The organism is Micromonospora desertarenae (genome assembly GCF_056150265.1).
Map to the genome: position 1 here is coordinate 1 of NZ_JAXCFQ010000011.1, position 15,266 is coordinate 15,266.

Sequence of the window (15,266 nt, forward strand, 5' to 3'; positions counted from 1 at the left end):
CCCCGCAGCGGCCCGCGTGCACGGTTTCGGGGGGGCCTGTGGTGGGGGGGGGGCGCCCGGGTGGGGCGGGGGCCCCCGCCACGTCGACCCTGCCCTATCAGGTACGGATGCCGGAGTACCTCACGACCGGTAGAAGCGGCCCGCCACGTCGACGACGACGTTCACGCTGCCCGCGTGGTTGCGTACGTTGAACTTCCCGTACGGACCGAGCTCGCCGAACACCGCGCCGGACACGGTCTGCCCGGGTGCCGGGTTGAGGTTGCTCGCCTCCGGGATGCCGTAGTCGGGCCAGTCGGCCGGCCACACGGTGAGCACTGTGTGCCCCGTCGGCGCCACGGCCGTCACGTTCATCGCCAGCGCCACGTCCTCCGTGGTCCCCATCGCCGCCGGCGGGGTCACCTTGCGGATGTCGCCGGCGCCGAACGCGCCCGCCGTGCCCAGGCCGGTGCGGCTGTCGACGATCCGGGTCGGGTGCAACGGCTGGAACCGGTAGCCGTAGAGCTTCGTCCCGTCGTCCATCATCCCGAAGCCGTCCACCACGATGTGTGCGGTGGCCGAGGTGTAGATGGAGAAGGTCGGGGCGCCCTCCGGTGAGCAGAGGTCACCGTCGCAGGCCCGGGTCTGCACGATCGCGAGATTCGGCGTGACGGTGCCGGCGCGGAAGTTCACCGTGGAGACGGCGGGTCGCTCGCCCGCACCCGACCAGGCCGTGACGAAGCCGTCCTGCTCGGGGTCGACCACGGTGATGTTCAGGACCAGCGCCCGGGTGTGCGGGTTGTCCCCGCCGAGCAGCCGGGTCAGGTGCAGGTAGCTGCCGGCCCCGCGCTTCCGGCCGCCCAGGTCCGGGTCGGTCCGGCTGTCGTAGATCCGGCTCGGCCGGTGCGAGTGGTAGAAGCTGCCCATGCCGTGGCTGGCCAGAGCGTTGTCCGCCGCGTAGAAGCCGATCACGTCAACCACGACGTGCGTGTCGCCGTTCCGGTTGAACACCGACACGCGCCCGCCGGAGCCGAGCTTGACGGTGACGTTGTTGGAGCCCAACCAGCCCTTGGCGAAGTTGACCGAGGACGCGTTCGGGCGGGGCTGACCCGCTGGATAGACGGTGACGAAGCCGTCCGCGGTCGGGCCGGTGATCGTCACGTTGAGGACGACCGCACCGACCCCGCTGGCCGGTACGCCGCCCCGCCCGGCGACCTGGAGGTCGACCTGGCCCGACGGACCGATCGTGGTCTGTGGCGCACCCAGACCCGCTCGGGTGTCCATCAGCCGGGCCGGAGCGACCGGGTAGTAGGTGCCGGTCACGTCCACGGCGGCGCTCGCCGCCTGCGGCTGGGCGGTGGCCGGGGCGGCCGTGAGCGCGCAGGCCGTGGTCAGGGCGACACCGGTGCTGAGCAGTGCGCGGAGTGTTCGCATTCGGTCCCCGTAAGAACGATGGGCGAAGATGGGTCGGCCCAGCTTAGGAGCGACGACCACGGGCTACAAGGCCACGTCCCGCTACGGTCCGAAACGTTCGGCTTGATCAACCGCTGTGGACCGAGGCCGTCAGTAGCCGCCGGTGGCGAGGACCCGCAGCGGGTCGGCCGGCGCGGCCCCCGACGGCAGGTGGAAGGTGCCCACCACGTCGGTCACCAGGTGCGTGCTGCCGGCGAGGTTGTGCGCCGCGAACGCGTCCGTCGGGCCGATCCCGGCCAGCACCGCGTTGGAGACGGTCTGCCCGGCGGCCGGGTTCAGGTTGCTGGCCGCCGGCCGGGCCACGCCGGCGTCGGCCGGCCAGACCGTGACGACGGTGTCGGCCGTCGGCGCGACCGCTGTCACGTTCGTCGCCAGCACGTGGGTGGCGCCGGTGGCCACCGTGGCGGGCGCCGTGATCCGGCGGGTCGCGTTCGCGCCGAGCGCCCCCGAGGTGCCGACGTCGATGCGGCTGTCCACGATGCGGGTCGGGGCGAGCGGGGTGAACCGCAGGCCGCCCGGCAGGGTGCCGTCGTCGATCACCCCGACCAGGTCGACGACGATGTCGGTGGTGCGCAGGCTGTGCACCGCGAAGATCGGTACCCCGTACCAGGGCCCGCAGTCGTGGCAGATGGCGGTCCGCACGTAGGCCAGGTTGGGCACCACCGTGCCGGCGCCGTAGTTGACAGTGGAGGAGGTGGGCACCGGTCCGTCGCCGGCCCAGGCGCTGAGGAATCCGGAGCGTTGCGGCCGGACGGCGGTGATGTTCAGGACCAGCGCCGTGACGTGCGGGCTGACCGGGCCGAAGTCGACCCAGCGGTTGATCCGGGTGTTGCCCTCGATCGGGCCGCGCTCCCGCCGGGTGTCGACCAACCGGGTCGGTGTGACCCGCTGGTACTGCCCGCCCCGGCCGTGGCTGCCACGCACCGTGTCGCTGCTGGCGTAGAAGCCGACCACGTCGACCACCACGTGTGCGCTGCCGGCATGCTGGTAGATCGCTACCCGGCCGTTCGGCGCGAGCTTCACCGTGACGTTGTTCGAGCCCAGCCAGCTCGCGCCGAAGTTGACCGAGGACGCGGTCGGCCGGGTCTGCCCGGCCGGGTAGAGGGTCAGGTAGCTGCTCGCGGTCGGGCTGGTGACTGTCACGTTGAGCACGACCGAGCCGGCTCCGCTCGCCGGAACCCCGCCGCGTCCCGCCACCGCCAGCTCGACAGTGGTACGGGCACCGAGCGGGCCGGTCCGCCCGCCGAGCCCGCTGCGGGTGTCCATCAGCCGCTCCGGCGCCAACGGATAGTACGTCCCGACCACTGTGTCGGCCGCGACGGCGGAGCGCGCCGGCGCCGCGGCCGGCTTCGTGACGGGCGCGGCGGACGCCGGCAGCCCGGCCAGCGCGCACGCCCCGACGGCGGTCACGGCGAGCAGGGCACGGACTGTGCGCATAAGGGACCCCGGGGGAGGAGAGAGACAGGGCTTCGCCCGCCCAGACTAGGGTTGGTCATCTATGTCGGCAAGACCGTGACCTGCATATAAGTCCCTTTCGGATCCCGTCCGCGCACCCATGGTGGTTGGTCGACGCCGCACACCGCCGGGGCGGCACAAAGCGGGGGCGCCCCGGCCGTCCGGCCGGGGCGCCCCTTGACGCGGATGGTGCTCAGCTGGCGGTCGACGCCCGGAACGCCTTACCGGCCACCGGAGCGGCCTTGCCGGCCTTGAGCGTCGCGGCGGCGGTCGCCGAGACGGGCTCCGGGTAGTAGAACGTGCCGACCACGTCAGCGATCATGTGCACGTTCCCCGAGAGGTTGTGCGTGTTGAACGCGAAGGGCGGCGTCGCCGAGGCCGGCCCGATCGGGGTCAGCACCGCACCGGACACGGTCTGACCGGCGGCGGGGTTGAGGTTGCTGGTGCCCGGCTGCGGGAAGTTCTGGTAGCCGAACGGCCAGACGGTGATCACCGTGTTGTTGGTCGGCGCGACGGCGGTCATGTTCATCGCCAGCACGTCGGTCGTCTCGGTGAGCAACGCGGACGGGGTGGCGACCTTGCGGACCGAGCCCGGGCCGAGGATGCCCTGATAGCCCTGGCCGATCCGGCTGTCGGCGATCCGGGTCGGCGTGATCGGCTTGAACCGCAGGCCGTACTCCAGGCTGCCGTCGTCCATCATGCCGACCAGGTCGGTCACGATGTGCGCGGACTGCGAGGTGTAGACCCGGAACATCGGGGCGCCCCAGATCTCCGAGCACCAGTCCTCGTAGCACGGCCGGGTCTGCACGAAGGCCAGGTTCGGCACCACCTTGCCGGCGCCGTAGTTGACCGTCGATGCTCCCGGCATGGCGCCAGCACCGGACCAGGCGGTCAGGAAGCCGGCCTTCGCCGGCGAGACCGCGGTCAGGTTGAGGACCACGCTCCGGACGTTCGGGTTCGCCCCCGGGAAGTCGATCGCGTAGTCGATGTAGGAGCCGGCCGGCATCTTGCCGGTGCCGTCGGAGCGGGTGTCGAACATCCGCTCCGGGATGTACGCCTGGTACTCACCGCCGTTGCGGTTGACCATGCTGTTGTCGGCGGCGTAGAAGCCGACGACGTCCACCACCACGTGGGTCGACCCGGCGTGGTTGTAGACCGACACCTTGCCGCCGGCGCCGAGCTTGACCGTGACGTTGTTCGAGCCCAGCCAGCCCTTGGGGAAGTTGATCGAGGAGGCGTTCGGCCGCGCCTCGCCCGCCGGGTAGGCGGTGACGAAGCTGCTCGACGTCGGACCGGTGATGGTCACGTTGAGCACGACCGCGCCGACGCCGGCGGCCGGAACGCCGCCCCGCCCGGCGACCTGGAGGTCGACCTTCCTGGTCGCGCCGATCGCGCCGGCCGGCGCGCCCACGCCGCTGCGGGTGTCGAGCAGGCGGGCCGGGGCGAGCGAATAGAAGGCACCGGTGGTGTCGTCGATCGCCGCCGCCGCCTGCTGCGGTGCGGCCGGTGCCGCGGAGGCCGTACCCGGCACCACGGCGAGTGCACATGCGCCGGCGAGGGTAGCGCCGAGCAGAGTGCGGAATTTGCGCATAGAAACCCCGTGGAAGAAGAGGAATAGGGAATTGCCGCCCCAGCGTAGGTGTCGGGGTCAATGCCGGCAAGGCCGATCCGGCCCGAACGACCGGGTAAAACAGCTGACGGACGAATCCGGACTTAATGGTCCCTTAAAGCTTCGTGCCCGGCGTTGTCCACAGGGGTGAAGCGTTTTCCACAAGTTGTCCACAGCGGTCGTGACGCCCCTTGACATTCGGGCTGAGCAGGCGAGACTTCCCGGGTGGCCGCTGCCGACGATCCCGTACCGGCGCCCCGGGCGCCGGAGCCGCCCCGGCGTGCCCGGATCGTGCTGGCCGAGGTGTCCCGGCGGGACGACCGGGCCGACCGCACCCGCGCCGAGCTGGCCCAGCAGACCCGGGTCGGCGAGGCGCTGGTCCGCGGCCTGGTGCGTGCCCAGTTGGCGCTGGCCCTGCGGCTCTCGCTGGTGGTGGCGATCGGGCTCGGCGGGCTCCCCTGGCTGTTCGCCATCGCCCCGTCGGTCGGCCGGGTCACCGTGCTCGGCGTCAAGCTGCCCTGGCTGCTGCTCGGGGTGGTGTCGTTCCCGTTCCTGATCGGGGTCGGCTGGGCGTACGTGCGGCTGGCCGAGCGCAACGAGCAGGACTTCACCGACCTGGTCCAGCGGCCGGAGCGCTGAGGTGGGCAACTCCTTCGTCGTACCGGCGATCGTCGCGGTCACCCTGGTGACCGTCGGCATCGGTTTCTACGGGCTGCGGCTGGCCCGCACCACCTCCGACTTCCTGGTCGCCTCCCGGGTGATCAGTCCGACCTGGAACGCGGCGGCGATCGGCGGGGAGTACCTCTCCGCGGCGAGCTTCCTCGGCGTCGCCGGGCTGATCCTCAAGTACGGCGTGGACGTGCTCTGGTACCCGGTCGGTTTCGCCGCCGGCTACCTGGCCCTGCTGCTCTTCGTGGCCGCGCCGCTGCGCCGCTCCGGCGCGTTCACCCTGCCCGACTTCTGCGAGCTGCGGCTCGGCTCGCGTCGGCTGCGCACCCTGGCCACCATCTTCGTCATCTTCATCGGCTGGCTCTACCTGGTGCCGCAGTTGCAGGGGGCCGGACTGACGCTGAGCACCGTCACCGGTTCGGCGTACCCGGTCGGCGCGCTGGTGGTGGCCGTGGTGGTGACCGCCAACGTGGCGCTCGGCGGCATGCGGGCGATCACCTTCGTCCAGGCCTTCCAGTACTGGCTGAAGCTCACCGCGCTCGCCGTACCCGCGATCTTCCTGGCGTTGCAGTGGCAGGCCGACGCCCGCCCCGCGGTGACCCCGCCCGACGGGCCGGCGTTCCGCGCCGCGACCACCGTCGTGGTCGAGCATCACGCGACCCTCACCCTGCCCGACGGCCAGATCCGGGAGGTACGCCCCGGCGACGAGCTGAGCTTCGCCGCCGGCGACCCGGTGCCGGAGGTCTCCGGGGTGGCCACCGACGCCGCCGAGTGGCTGCTGCCCAGCACGGCCGGCGACGACGACCAGGGACTCTTCGCCACCTACTCGCTGATCCTGGCGACCTTCCTCGGCACCATGGGGCTGCCGCACGTGCTGGTGCGCTTCTACACCAACCCGGACGGCGCGGCTGCCCGGCGCACCACCCTGGTGGTGCTCGCCCTGGTCGGCGTCTTCTACCTGCTCCCCACGATCTACGGGGTGCTCGGCCGGATCTACACCCCGCAACTGCTGGTCACCGGGCAGACCGACGCGGTGGTGGTGCTGCTCCCCGAGGCCGTGCTCGGCCACGGCACCACCGGGCGGCTGCTCGCCGCGTTGGTCGCCGCGGGCGCGTTCGCGGCCTTCCTCTCCACCTCGTCCGGGCTGCTCACCAGCGTCGCCGGAGTGATCTCGACGGACGTGCTCGGCCGCGGCTCGGTACGCGGCTTCCGGCTGGCCACCGTGATCGCCGGCGCGGTGCCGGCGGTGCTCGCGCTCAACCTCGCCGGGCTCGACGTCTCGCAGGTGGTCGGGCTGGCGTTCGCGGTCGCCGCGTCCAGCTTCTGCCCGCTGCTGGTGCTCGGCATCTGGTGGCGCGGGCTGACCGACCTCGGCGCGGCCGCCGGGATCCTGGTCGGCGGCGGCGCCGCGATCGTCGCGGTGCTGGTCACCGTGGTCGGGCCGCCGCTGTCCGGCTGGCCGGCCACGCTCACCGCGCAGCCGGCCGCCTGGACGGTGCCGCTCGCCTTCACCGTGATGGTGGCGGTGTCGCTGGCCACCCGCCGCCGGGCGCCGGCCGACGTCGGGGCCACCATGCTCCGCCTGCACACCCCGGAGTCGCTGCGCCTGCAGCCCGGCCGTCAGCAGTAGAGCTGCACGTCGCACAGCCGCTCGGTGGCCCGCTGGGCGAGGCGTCCGGCCTCCGCCGGATCGATCAGCCCGGGTCCCCACACCTCGGCGAGCAGCTCCCCCGCCGCGACGAAGACGTGCAGCGAACTGCCACCGCCGGCGTGATCGACCCGGACCACCAGCAACTCCTTCAACTGGTCCGGGGACCGCAACGGGACGTCCTCGAGGACGGTCAGCGCCACCCCCTCGTCGCGGCAGACCTCGACCGTGGCCCGCACCACGAGCAGGACCCGGTTGGTGTTGAGGTGCCGCTGCACCCGCTCGAAGATCAGTTCGTCGGCACCCCGCTGGAAGGTCTGTTCCCGTTCCGCCCGCGGCGGAATGTGGCGGCGCAACGGGTGGTTCGGGTCGAGGCAGTGGACCGTCCGGGATCCGAAGCTCCCGTCCTCGTCCGCCTCGGCGCCGGTCGGGCGGTAGCCGGCCGTCACGTCGCCCGGTTGGAGCATGGCCGCCTCCTCGACGGGCGGCTCGTCCGGGTCGGGAGCCGGCCAGGGCGCGGGTGGCAGGGTGGGCGCCACCGACGGGGTGGGCGAGCCGGTGGCGGGCGGTACCGGCCGGGGGGCCGCGTCCGGGCGACCGGCCAGGGCCACCGTGCCGGCGGCGACCACCGCCACGGCGACGACGCCGGCCAGCACCGCGGCGGCCCGCCGGCGGGTCAACTGCCGGGCGCGGCCCCGCAGCTGCTCCGTCGACGCCCAGGTCAGTTGCTCGGTGTCCCGGTACAGGCCGGCGAAGAGCGGATCAGGCATTGCTGACCTCCTCCGGAAGGGTGGTGCCGAGCAGGTCGGCCAGGGCCTTGCGGCCGCGGGCGAGGCGCGCCTTGACGGTGCCGGTCGGCACCCCGGTCTGCGCGGCGATCTCGGCGACTGACAGGTCGGCCAGGTGGTGCAGGACGGACCGCCTCCCGCTGCTCGGCCGGCAACTGGCGCAGCGCCGCCACCAGCGCGACGGTGTCCTCGGACGGCGGTCCGACCACGGGGGCGACGCCGTGCCGGCGGTACGCGAGCCGCCCGTTCCGGATCTTGCGCCAACGGTTGGCCAGCAGCCGATGCCCGACCGTGCGTACCCACGCCTCCGGGTCGCCGTACCCCCCGATCCGTCGCCAGCGCTGCCAGGCCCGCACGTACGCCTCCTGGGCGGCGTCCTGCGCCTCGGTCAGGTCGCCGCAGAGCGCGTAGAGCACGGTGACCACCCGGTGTCTCGTGGCCCGGTAGAACTCCTCGAACCCGACATCGGTGTTCATCGCACCTCCGACCGCCGATCCTGCACCTGTCACCCGCCAGCCGGGTGTCCGGTTGCATGCTGGCGCGTACGACTGCGGGATGACGGCGGATCATCCCTCGGCCGGACCAGGTATTCGGCACCGACGGTTACCGTCGTACGCATGACTGGTGAGCAGCCGGCCCTGTCGTTGCGTGGCCTGGCGAAGGCGTTCGACGGCAAGATCGCCGTGGCCGGGGTCGACCTCGACGTGCCGGCCGGTTCGTTCTACGGCCTGCTCGGCCCGAACGGCGCCGGCAAGACCACCACCCTGTCGATGGCCGTCGGGCTGCTCCGGCCGGACGCCGGCGGGGCGTGGGTGCTCGGGCACGACGTCTGGGCCGACCCGGTCGCCGCCAAGCGGCTGCTCGGCGTCATGCCGGACGGCGTACGCCTCTTCGACCGGCTCAGCGGCGCGGAGCTGCTCGCGTACCACGGCCTGCTGCGCGGCATGGACCCGGCGGTGGTCGACCAGCGGGCGGCGGAGCTGCTCGACGTGCTCGCGCTCGGCGACGCCGGCCGGACCCTGGTGGTCGACTACTCGGCCGGCATGAAGAAGAAGATCGGCCTGGCCTGCGCGCTGCTGCACGGGCCGCGGCTGCTCGTGCTCGACGAGCCGTTCGAGGCGGTCGACCCGGTCTCCGCCGCGCTCATCCGCGACATCCTCCAGCGGTACGTGGCCGGCGGCGGGACGGTGGTCTTCTCCAGCCACGTGATGGAGGTCGTCGAGCGGCTCTGCTCGCACGTCGCGATCCTGGCCGCCGGCACCATCAAGCGGGTCGGCACGCTGCCCGAGGTACGCGGCGACCGCTCGCTGGAGGAGGTCTTCGTCGAGGTGGTCGGCGGGCGGACGGCGACCGGCGAGGAGCTGGCGTGGCTGTCCCGGTGACCGCCCCGGCCGCCCCGACCGCCACGGCCGCGGCGACCCACCGGGTGTCCCCGCGCCACTTCGTCCGGCTCAAGCTCCGGGTGATGGTCAACAACTTCCGCGGCCAGGCCTGGCGGATCGCGCTCTACGTGGTCGGCGCGGTGTTCGGGCTCTGGTTCGCCGGCACGGGCTTCTTCCTCTTCGCCGCGCCCGGGCTGGCCGGCAACGACCGGTACGCGCTGATGATCGCCGCGTTCGGTGGCGGCCTGACGGTGCTCGGCTGGTTGCTGCTGCCCCTGGTCTTCTTCGGGGTGGACGAGACCCTCGACCCGGCCCGGTTCGCGTTGCTGCCACTGCCGCGCCGCACCCTGGTCACCGGGCTGCTCGCCGCCGCCCTGGTGAGCGTGCCAGCGGTCGCGGTGCTGCTGGCCCTCTCGGGGCTGGTGGTCACCGCCGGCGCGCTGGGTGGCTGGTCGGCGGCCGTGGTGCAGGTGGTCGGGGTGCTCGCCGGGGTGCTGCTCTGCGTCGCCGCCGCCCGGGCGGTCACCAGCGCGTTCGCCGCCATGCTCCGCTCGCGGCGGGTCCGTGACCTGGCCGCCGTGCTGCTCGCGGTGGCCGCGGCGCTGCTCGGCCCGTTGCAGATCTTCGGCCTGGCGGCGTTGCGGGACGCGGACTGGGACCGGCTCGATCCGGTGGCGGAGGTGGTCGGCTGGACCCCGTTCGGCGCACCCTGGACGGCCGGCATCGACCTGGCCGAGGGGCGGGTCTGGGCCGCCCCGGTCAAGCTGCTGATCACCGCACTGGCCCTGGTGGCGCTGCTGGCCTGGTGGTCCCGCTCGCTGGAGTCGGCGATGGTCGGTGCGGCCAGCGCCGGCCCGGCTCCGGCCCGGCGCGGCCCGGCCGGCGGCGCGGTGGCGCAGCTCTTCCCGCGCTGGGTGGGCTGGGCCCGGCGGGACCGGTTCGGCGCGCTGGTGGCCCGGGAGGCCCGGTACTGGTGGCGGGACGCCCGGCGGCGGGCGAACCTGGTCACCGTGGCGGTGGTCGGGCTCTTCGTGCCCGTCATGGTCAACCTGGGTGGCGCCAACCTCACCGCCGGCGACACCCAGGGGTTCGCCGTGCCGGACACCTCGTCACCGCTGCTGGTCAGCCTCTCCATGGTCTTCGTGGGCGTGCTCGCCTCGGTCACCCTGGCCAACCAGTTCGGTTTCGACGGCAGCGCGTACGCCGCGCACCTGGTCGCCGGCGTACCGGGCCAGCAGGAGTTGCGGGCCCGGATGGCGGCGTTCTCGCTCTACGTGCTGCCGATGCTGGCGGTCGTCTCGGTCGCGCTGGCGGTGATCCTCGGCCGGCCCGGCTGGGTCGGGGTGACCTCCGGCAGCCTGCTCGCCACCTACGGCGTCGGGCTGGCGGTGAACAGCCTCGTCTCGGTGCTCGGTGCGTACGCGCTGCCGGAGACGAGCAACCCGTTCGCGCTGAACAGCGGCGCCGGCGTGGCGAAGAGTTTCCTCACCCTGCTGGCCATGGTCGGCACGATGGTCGCGGCGGTGCCGATGGTGGTGGCCGCGGCGCTGCTCGGCGACGTCTGGCACTGGCTGGCCCTGCCGGTCGGCGCCGCCTACGGCCTGGGCGCCGCGCTGCTCGGCGCGTACCTGGTCGGGGACGTGCTCGACCGCCGCCAGCCCGAACTGCTCGCCACCGTGACCCCCCGCCGCTGACCGGTCGGTTTGCCGGGGGCGGCCAGAATGGGCGGATGCCTGTCGTCGAGGCGGTGACGACCGTGCCGGTGCCACCCGCGCTGGCCTTCGCGGTCTCCCAGACCACCGCGCCGGTCCGCTACCGGTGGGACCCGTTCGTCCGGGAGCAGCACTTCACCGACGGGGCGATCCGGCCCGGCAGGGGGGTGCGCACCTTCACCCGCTCCCGGCACGGGCTGGTCATGGTGAGCGAGTACGTCTCCTGGGCCCCGCCGAGCCACGTCGGCATGAAGATGGTGCGCGGGCCGTGGTTCTTCGAGGTCTTCGCCGGCGGTTGGCGGTTCGCGCCGGCCCCACAACCGGGCCACACGATCGCCACCTGGCGGTACAGCTTCCGCTGCCGTCCCGCGTTCCTGCGCCCGGTCGCCGAGCGGATCGGGGTGTGGCTGCTCGGCCGCGACATCCGTCGCCGGATCGCCGGCTACGCCACCGGCTGCACCGACCCCGAGGTCCTGGCCGCCGCCCGCCGTTCACTCACCCCCGACTGAGCAGGATCTGCCGGCCAGGGTCGCGCTCGATCAGTGAAGTAATGGCCTCCCACCGGCCTGGAGGCCACTACTTCGTGGATCGAGCACGATCTTGCGGAGTGCTCAGCGGGGTGGGAGGCGCTGGGTTCCGCCGGGCGCCCCCGCCGTCGTCGGCGTGCGGAGCCGGCACGGGCGACGGCGGCGAGCGGCAGAATGTTCCACGTGAATCATGAGCCGGGTGCCGAGATCCACCACACCGATCCGTTCGCCGTACCGGCGGGGCAGCGCTCGCCCGTACGCCGGCTGCGGGGTCGGCTGGCCGCGCCGGTGACGCTCTGGACGGCGCCGGGCCCGGCGGGCCTGACGGTGTCGTCCACCCTGGTGGCCGAGGGTGAGCCGGACCGGCTGCTCGGCCTCGTCGACCCGGAGTCCGACCTGTGGGCGGCGGCCGAGGCCGCCGGCCGGTTCGCGGTGGCCCCGCTGGGCCCGCCGCACCGGCAGCTCGCCGACCGGTTCGCCGGCCTCTTCCCGTCCCCCGGCGGCCTCTTCGCCACCGGCGAGTGGACCGACACGCCCTACGGGCCGGTGCCGGCCGACGCCGGCGGGTGGGCCGGCTGCCGGCTGGACACCGCCCGGGAGTACGGCTGGGGCCTGCTGGTGGAGGCCACCATCGAGGCCGTCGAGCTGGCCGAGGAGACGGACCCGCTGCTGCACTACCGGGGCCGCTACCGCGAGCTGGTCTGACCAGCGCCGGACCGAGCCGGCCCGACCGACCCGGTCGACGGCCCGGGCTGCCGTCCGGCGACCGCTCGTCGGAGTGAGCTGGGTCACTCGGCGCAGCCACCGTGCCGTTCGGCGCACCCGGCGACCGGCGTCGATCTCGGCCTTCCCCGGCGGGGAGCGCGCTTCCTACCGTGCGCGGAAATCCCCGATGCCTGTGAAGGTGGTGATCCACAGATGTCCACGGACACACCCGCGCCGGCCGACGCGTCCACGCCGGACCGGTATCTCGCCGTACAGCGGTCGGACGAGTTCGCCGGGTTGCGCCGCGCGCTGCGCGGCTTCGTCTTCCCGATGACCGTCGCGTTCTTCCTGTGGTACGCGCTCTACGTGATCCTGTCCGCGTACGCGCGGGGGTTCATGGGCACGAAGCTGTTCGGCAACATCAACGTCGCCCTCGTCTTCGGCCTGCTCCAGTTCGTCTCCACCTTCCTCATCGCCTGGCTCTACTCCCGGCACGCCGACCGGAAGATCGACCCGGTCGCCGACCGGATCCGCGCCGAGATCGGGGAGGTGACCCATGAACACGGTCCTCGCGGCTGAGGCGGGCGACACCACCGCCCGCAACCTGACCATCACCCTCTTCCTGGTCTTCGTGGCGGTGACCCTGGCCATCACCATCTGGGCCAGCCGGCAGACCAAGACCGCCACCGACTTCTACGCCGGCGGCCGGTCCTTCTCCGGCTTCCAGAACGGCATGGCGATCGGCGGCGACTACATGTCGGCGGCCTCGTTCCTCGGTATCGCCGGCCTGATCGCCCTCTACGGCTACGACGGCTTCCTCTACTCGATCGGCTTCCTGGTCGCCTGGCTGGTGGCGCTGCTGCTGGTCGCCGAGCTGCTGCGCAACTCGGGCCGGTACACGATGGCCGACGTGCTGGCCTTCCGGATGCGCCAGCGCCCGGTGCGGACCGCCGCGGCGGTCTCCACCATCACCGTGTCGATCTTCTACCTGCTGGCCCAGATGGTGGGCGCCGGCGCGCTGGTGGCGCTGCTGCTCGGCATCAAGCCCGGGACGACCTTCCTCGGCATGGACGCGGACGCCGCCAAGATCGCCACGATCATCCTGGTCGGCGCCCTGATGATCATCTACGTCACGGTGGGTGGCATGAAGGGCACCACCTACGTGCAGATCGTCAAGGCGTTCCTGCTGATGGGCGGCGCGATCATCATGACGCTGCTGGTGCTGGCCAAGTACAAGTTCAACCTCTCCTCGCTGCTCGGCGACGCCGCGTCGTCGTCGGGCAAGGGCAGCGCGTTCCTGGAGCCGGGGCTGCGCTACGGGGTCGAGGTGGCCGGCAACGCCACGCAGACCTTCTACAACAAGATGGACCTGCTCTCGCTCGGCATCGCCCTGGTGCTCGGCACCGCCGGCCTGCCGCACATCCTGATCCGCTTCTACACGGTGCCGACCGCGAAGGCGGCCCGCAAGAGCGTGCTCTGGGCGATCGGCATCATCGGCACCTTCTACCTGCTCACCCTGGCCCTCGGCTTCGGCGCGGCGGCCCTGGTGGGCGGCGAGGCGATCACCGCCCAGGACCGGGCCGGCAACACCGCGGCGCCCCAGCTGGCCGAGGCGCTCGGCGTGGACTTCCTCGGCGGCGACCTGGGCGGGGCGACGCTGCTGGCGGTGATCGCGGCGGTCGCCTTCGCCACCATCCTGGCCGTGGTCGCCGGACTGACGCTGGCCTCGTCGTCGAGCCTCGCGCACGACTTCTACGCCAACGTCATGAAGAACGGCCAGGCCTCGGAGCGGCAGGAGGTCGCGGTGGCCCGGATCTCCGCGCTGGTGATCGGCGCGATCTCGATCGTGCTGTCCATCTTCGCGCAGAACCTGAACGTGGCGTTCCTGGTGGCGCTGGCGTTCGCGGTGGCCGCCTCCGGCAACCTGCCGGCCATCCTCTACAGCCTGTTCTGGAAGCGGTTCAACACCTCGGGCGCGGTCTGGGCGATCTACGGCGGCCTGCTCTCGGCCGTGCTGCTGGTGTTCTTCTCGCCGGTGGTCTCCGGGGCCGCGACGTCGATGTTCCCGGACCACGACTGGCAGTGGTTCCCGCTGTCCAACCCGGGCATCCTGTCCATCCCGTTCGGCTTCCTGTGCGGGTGGATCGGCACCGTCATCTCCAAGGAACGCGACGACGCGAAGTACGCCGAACTGGAGGTCCGCTCCCTCACCGGAGCCGGCGCGCACTGAGCCGGCCCGCGCCAGGGGCCCCCGGTCGACCGACCGGGGGCCCCTTCGCGCGGCGGCGCGGGCCCCGGGTGCCGGACCGGCCCGGTGAGTAGGCTGACCACCATGAAGGTTGCAGCGCGCTTCGGACCGGGTCACCGCATCCTCGTCACCGGCGGCGCCGGTTTCGTCCCGTCACACCTGGTGGACGTGCTGATCTCCCGGGGCTGCACGGTGGTCGCGCTGGACAACTTCGTCACCGGGTCGAAGGAGAACGTCGCCCACCTGCTGGACGAACCGACCTTCACCCTGGTCGAGGCGGACATCTCCGACGGCCTGCCGAACCACCACCCGGCGGTGGCCGAGCGGTTCGACGCGATCCTGCACATGGCCTCGCCGGCCAGCCCGACGGACTTCGAGAAGCTGCCGGTGGAGATCCTGCGGGTCGGCTCGGTGGCCACCCTGCACCTGCTGGACCGCGCGGTCGCCGACGGCGCCCGGTTCCTGATGGCCTCCACCTCCGAGGCGTACGGCGACCCGAAGGAGCACCCGCAGCGGGAGACGTACTGGGGCAACGTCAACCCGATCGGCATCCGCAGCGTCTACGACGAGGCGAAGCGCTTCTCCGAGGCGGCCACCATGGCCTACCACCGCAGTCGGGGACTGGACGCCGCGATCGTCCGGATCTTCAACACGTACGGCCCGCGGATGCGGCCGGACGACGGGCGGGCCATCCCCACCTTCATCTCCCAGGCGCTGCGCGGCGAGCCGATCACCGTGCACGGCACCGGCAACCAGACCCGCTCGATCTGCTACGTCGAGGATCTCGTCCGGGGCATCCTGCTGCTGCTCGACTCGACCGAGACCGGGCCGATCAACTGCGGCACCGAGCACGAGATGAGCATGCGGCAACTGGCCGAGACGATCGTGTCACTCTCCGGCAGCAGCTCAGAGGTGACGTACGTCACCCGGGCGGCCGACGACCCGGAGATGCGCCGGCCCGACCTGACGCTGGCCCGCGAACTGCTGGGATACGAGCCGACCGTGGCGCCCGAAGAGGGCCTGCGACGCACGATCGAGTACTTCCGCGAGCGGCTAGGGTAACCGCGCCGACGC

12 protein-coding genes and 2 pseudogenes are annotated in these 15,266 nt (G+C 72.6%); 9 read left to right on the forward strand and 5 right to left on the reverse strand.

From position 1 onward, the window contains the following. Positions 1–120: 120 nt before the first annotated feature. From SM577_RS21750 to SM577_RS21760, 3 genes are all read right to left on the reverse strand, one after another. Entirely contained in the window at positions 121–1,410 is a 1,290-nt protein-coding gene (locus SM577_RS21750) for a hypothetical protein (protein ID WP_474587844.1), read from the reverse strand. 129 nt (positions 1,411–1,539) lie between these two features. Next, positions 1,540–2,886 carry a hypothetical protein gene (locus SM577_RS21755; RefSeq protein WP_474587845.1) on the reverse strand — a complete coding sequence of 449 codons (1,347 nt, stop codon included), beginning with the start codon at positions 2,884–2,886 and terminating at the stop codon, positions 1,540–1,542. A 211-nt stretch (positions 2,887–3,097) separates the two neighbouring features. Beyond that, positions 3,098–4,435, reverse strand: a complete 1,338-nt coding sequence (locus SM577_RS21760; RefSeq protein ID WP_474587846.1) for a hypothetical protein — start codon at positions 4,433–4,435, stop codon at positions 3,098–3,100. A 303-nt stretch (positions 4,436–4,738) separates the two neighbouring features. Between SM577_RS21760 and SM577_RS21765 the strand changes: the two genes are divergently transcribed. Next, positions 4,739–5,152 (forward strand): hypothetical protein, encoded by a 414-nt coding sequence (locus SM577_RS21765; protein ID WP_474587847.1) that lies wholly within the window; start codon positions 4,739–4,741, stop codon positions 5,150–5,152. Between the two features lies 1 nt (position 5,153). Beyond that, positions 5,154–6,812, forward strand: coding sequence for a sodium/solute symporter (locus SM577_RS21770; RefSeq protein ID WP_302920455.1), 1,659 nt, complete (start codon positions 5,154–5,156; stop codon positions 6,810–6,812). On the opposite strand, the gene SM577_RS21775 is transcribed toward SM577_RS21770, so the two are convergent. Both SM577_RS21775 and SM577_RS21780 read right to left on the reverse strand, forming a co-directional pair. Beyond that, entirely contained in the window at positions 6,803–7,600 is a 798-nt protein-coding gene (locus tag SM577_RS21775) for a hypothetical protein (RefSeq protein WP_474587848.1), read from the reverse strand. The genes SM577_RS21770 and SM577_RS21775 overlap by 10 nt on opposite strands. Further along, positions 7,593–8,094: pseudogene (locus SM577_RS21780) on the reverse strand (SigE family RNA polymerase sigma factor). Before SM577_RS21780 ends, SM577_RS21775 begins: the two are co-directional and overlap by 8 nt. Before the next feature lie 141 nt (positions 8,095–8,235). Between SM577_RS21780 and SM577_RS21785 the strand changes: the two are divergent. The 7 genes and pseudogenes from SM577_RS21785 (at position 8,236) to SM577_RS21815 (ending at position 15,254) form a co-directional block, all read left to right on the forward strand. Further along, on the forward strand, positions 8,236–9,000 hold the full coding sequence (locus tag SM577_RS21785) for an ABC transporter ATP-binding protein (RefSeq protein WP_302920452.1): 765 nt from the start codon (positions 8,236–8,238) through the stop codon (positions 8,998–9,000). Continuing rightward, positions 8,985–10,694, forward strand: a complete 1,710-nt coding sequence (locus tag SM577_RS21790; RefSeq protein WP_474587849.1) for an ABC transporter permease — start codon at positions 8,985–8,987, stop codon at positions 10,692–10,694. The genes SM577_RS21785 and SM577_RS21790 overlap by 16 nt, the downstream gene beginning before the upstream one ends. Positions 10,695–10,729: 35 nt before the next feature. Next, complete coding sequence (locus SM577_RS21795) at positions 10,730–11,221, forward strand: SRPBCC family protein (protein WP_474587850.1); 492 nt, start codon at positions 10,730–10,732, stop codon at positions 11,219–11,221. 171 nt (positions 11,222–11,392) lie between these two features. After that, a pseudogene (locus tag SM577_RS21800) lies at positions 11,393–11,944 on the forward strand (flavin reductase family protein); the annotation flags it as partial. Positions 11,945–12,157: 213 nt separating this feature from the next. Further along, the gene (locus tag SM577_RS21805; RefSeq protein ID WP_088996602.1) at positions 12,158–12,523 is read left to right on the forward strand and encodes a DUF485 domain-containing protein; all 366 of its coding nucleotides are present in this window, start codon (positions 12,158–12,160) and stop codon (positions 12,521–12,523) included. Further along, positions 12,501–14,174 (forward strand): solute symporter family protein, encoded by a 1,674-nt coding sequence (locus SM577_RS21810; protein WP_302920450.1) that lies wholly within the window; start codon positions 12,501–12,503, stop codon positions 14,172–14,174. The genes SM577_RS21805 and SM577_RS21810 overlap by 23 nt, the downstream gene beginning before the upstream one ends. Positions 14,175–14,276: 102 nt before the next feature. Continuing rightward, positions 14,277–15,254, forward strand: coding sequence for an NAD-dependent epimerase/dehydratase family protein (locus tag SM577_RS21815; RefSeq protein ID WP_302920449.1), 978 nt, complete (start codon positions 14,277–14,279; stop codon positions 15,252–15,254). Positions 15,255–15,266 lie beyond the last annotated feature (12 nt).

Bases quoted from the DNA above. Each gene is read 5' to 3' on its own strand.
- SM577_RS21775 (WP_474587848.1), bottom strand. From the start codon at position 7,600: ATGCCTGATCCGCTCTTCGCCGGCCTGTACCGGGACACCGAGCAACTG.
- SM577_RS21785 (WP_302920452.1), top strand. From the start codon at position 8,236: ATGACTGGTGAGCAGCCGGCCCTGTCGTTGCGTGGCCTGGCGAAGGCG.
- SM577_RS21815 (WP_302920449.1), top strand. From the start codon at position 14,277: ATGAAGGTTGCAGCGCGCTTCGGACCGGGTCACCGCATCCTCGTCACC.
- SM577_RS21755 (WP_474587845.1), bottom strand. From the start codon at position 2,886: ATGCGCACAGTCCGTGCCCTGCTCGCCGTGACCGCCGTCGGGGCGTGC.
- SM577_RS21750 (WP_474587844.1), bottom strand. From the start codon at position 1,410: ATGCGAACACTCCGCGCACTGCTCAGCACCGGTGTCGCCCTGACCACG.
- SM577_RS21795 (WP_474587850.1), top strand. From the start codon at position 10,730: ATGCCTGTCGTCGAGGCGGTGACGACCGTGCCGGTGCCACCCGCGCTG.
- SM577_RS21805 (WP_088996602.1), top strand. From the start codon at position 12,158: ATGTCCACGGACACACCCGCGCCGGCCGACGCGTCCACGCCGGACCGG.
- SM577_RS21810 (WP_302920450.1), top strand. From the start codon at position 12,501: ATGAACACGGTCCTCGCGGCTGAGGCGGGCGACACCACCGCCCGCAAC.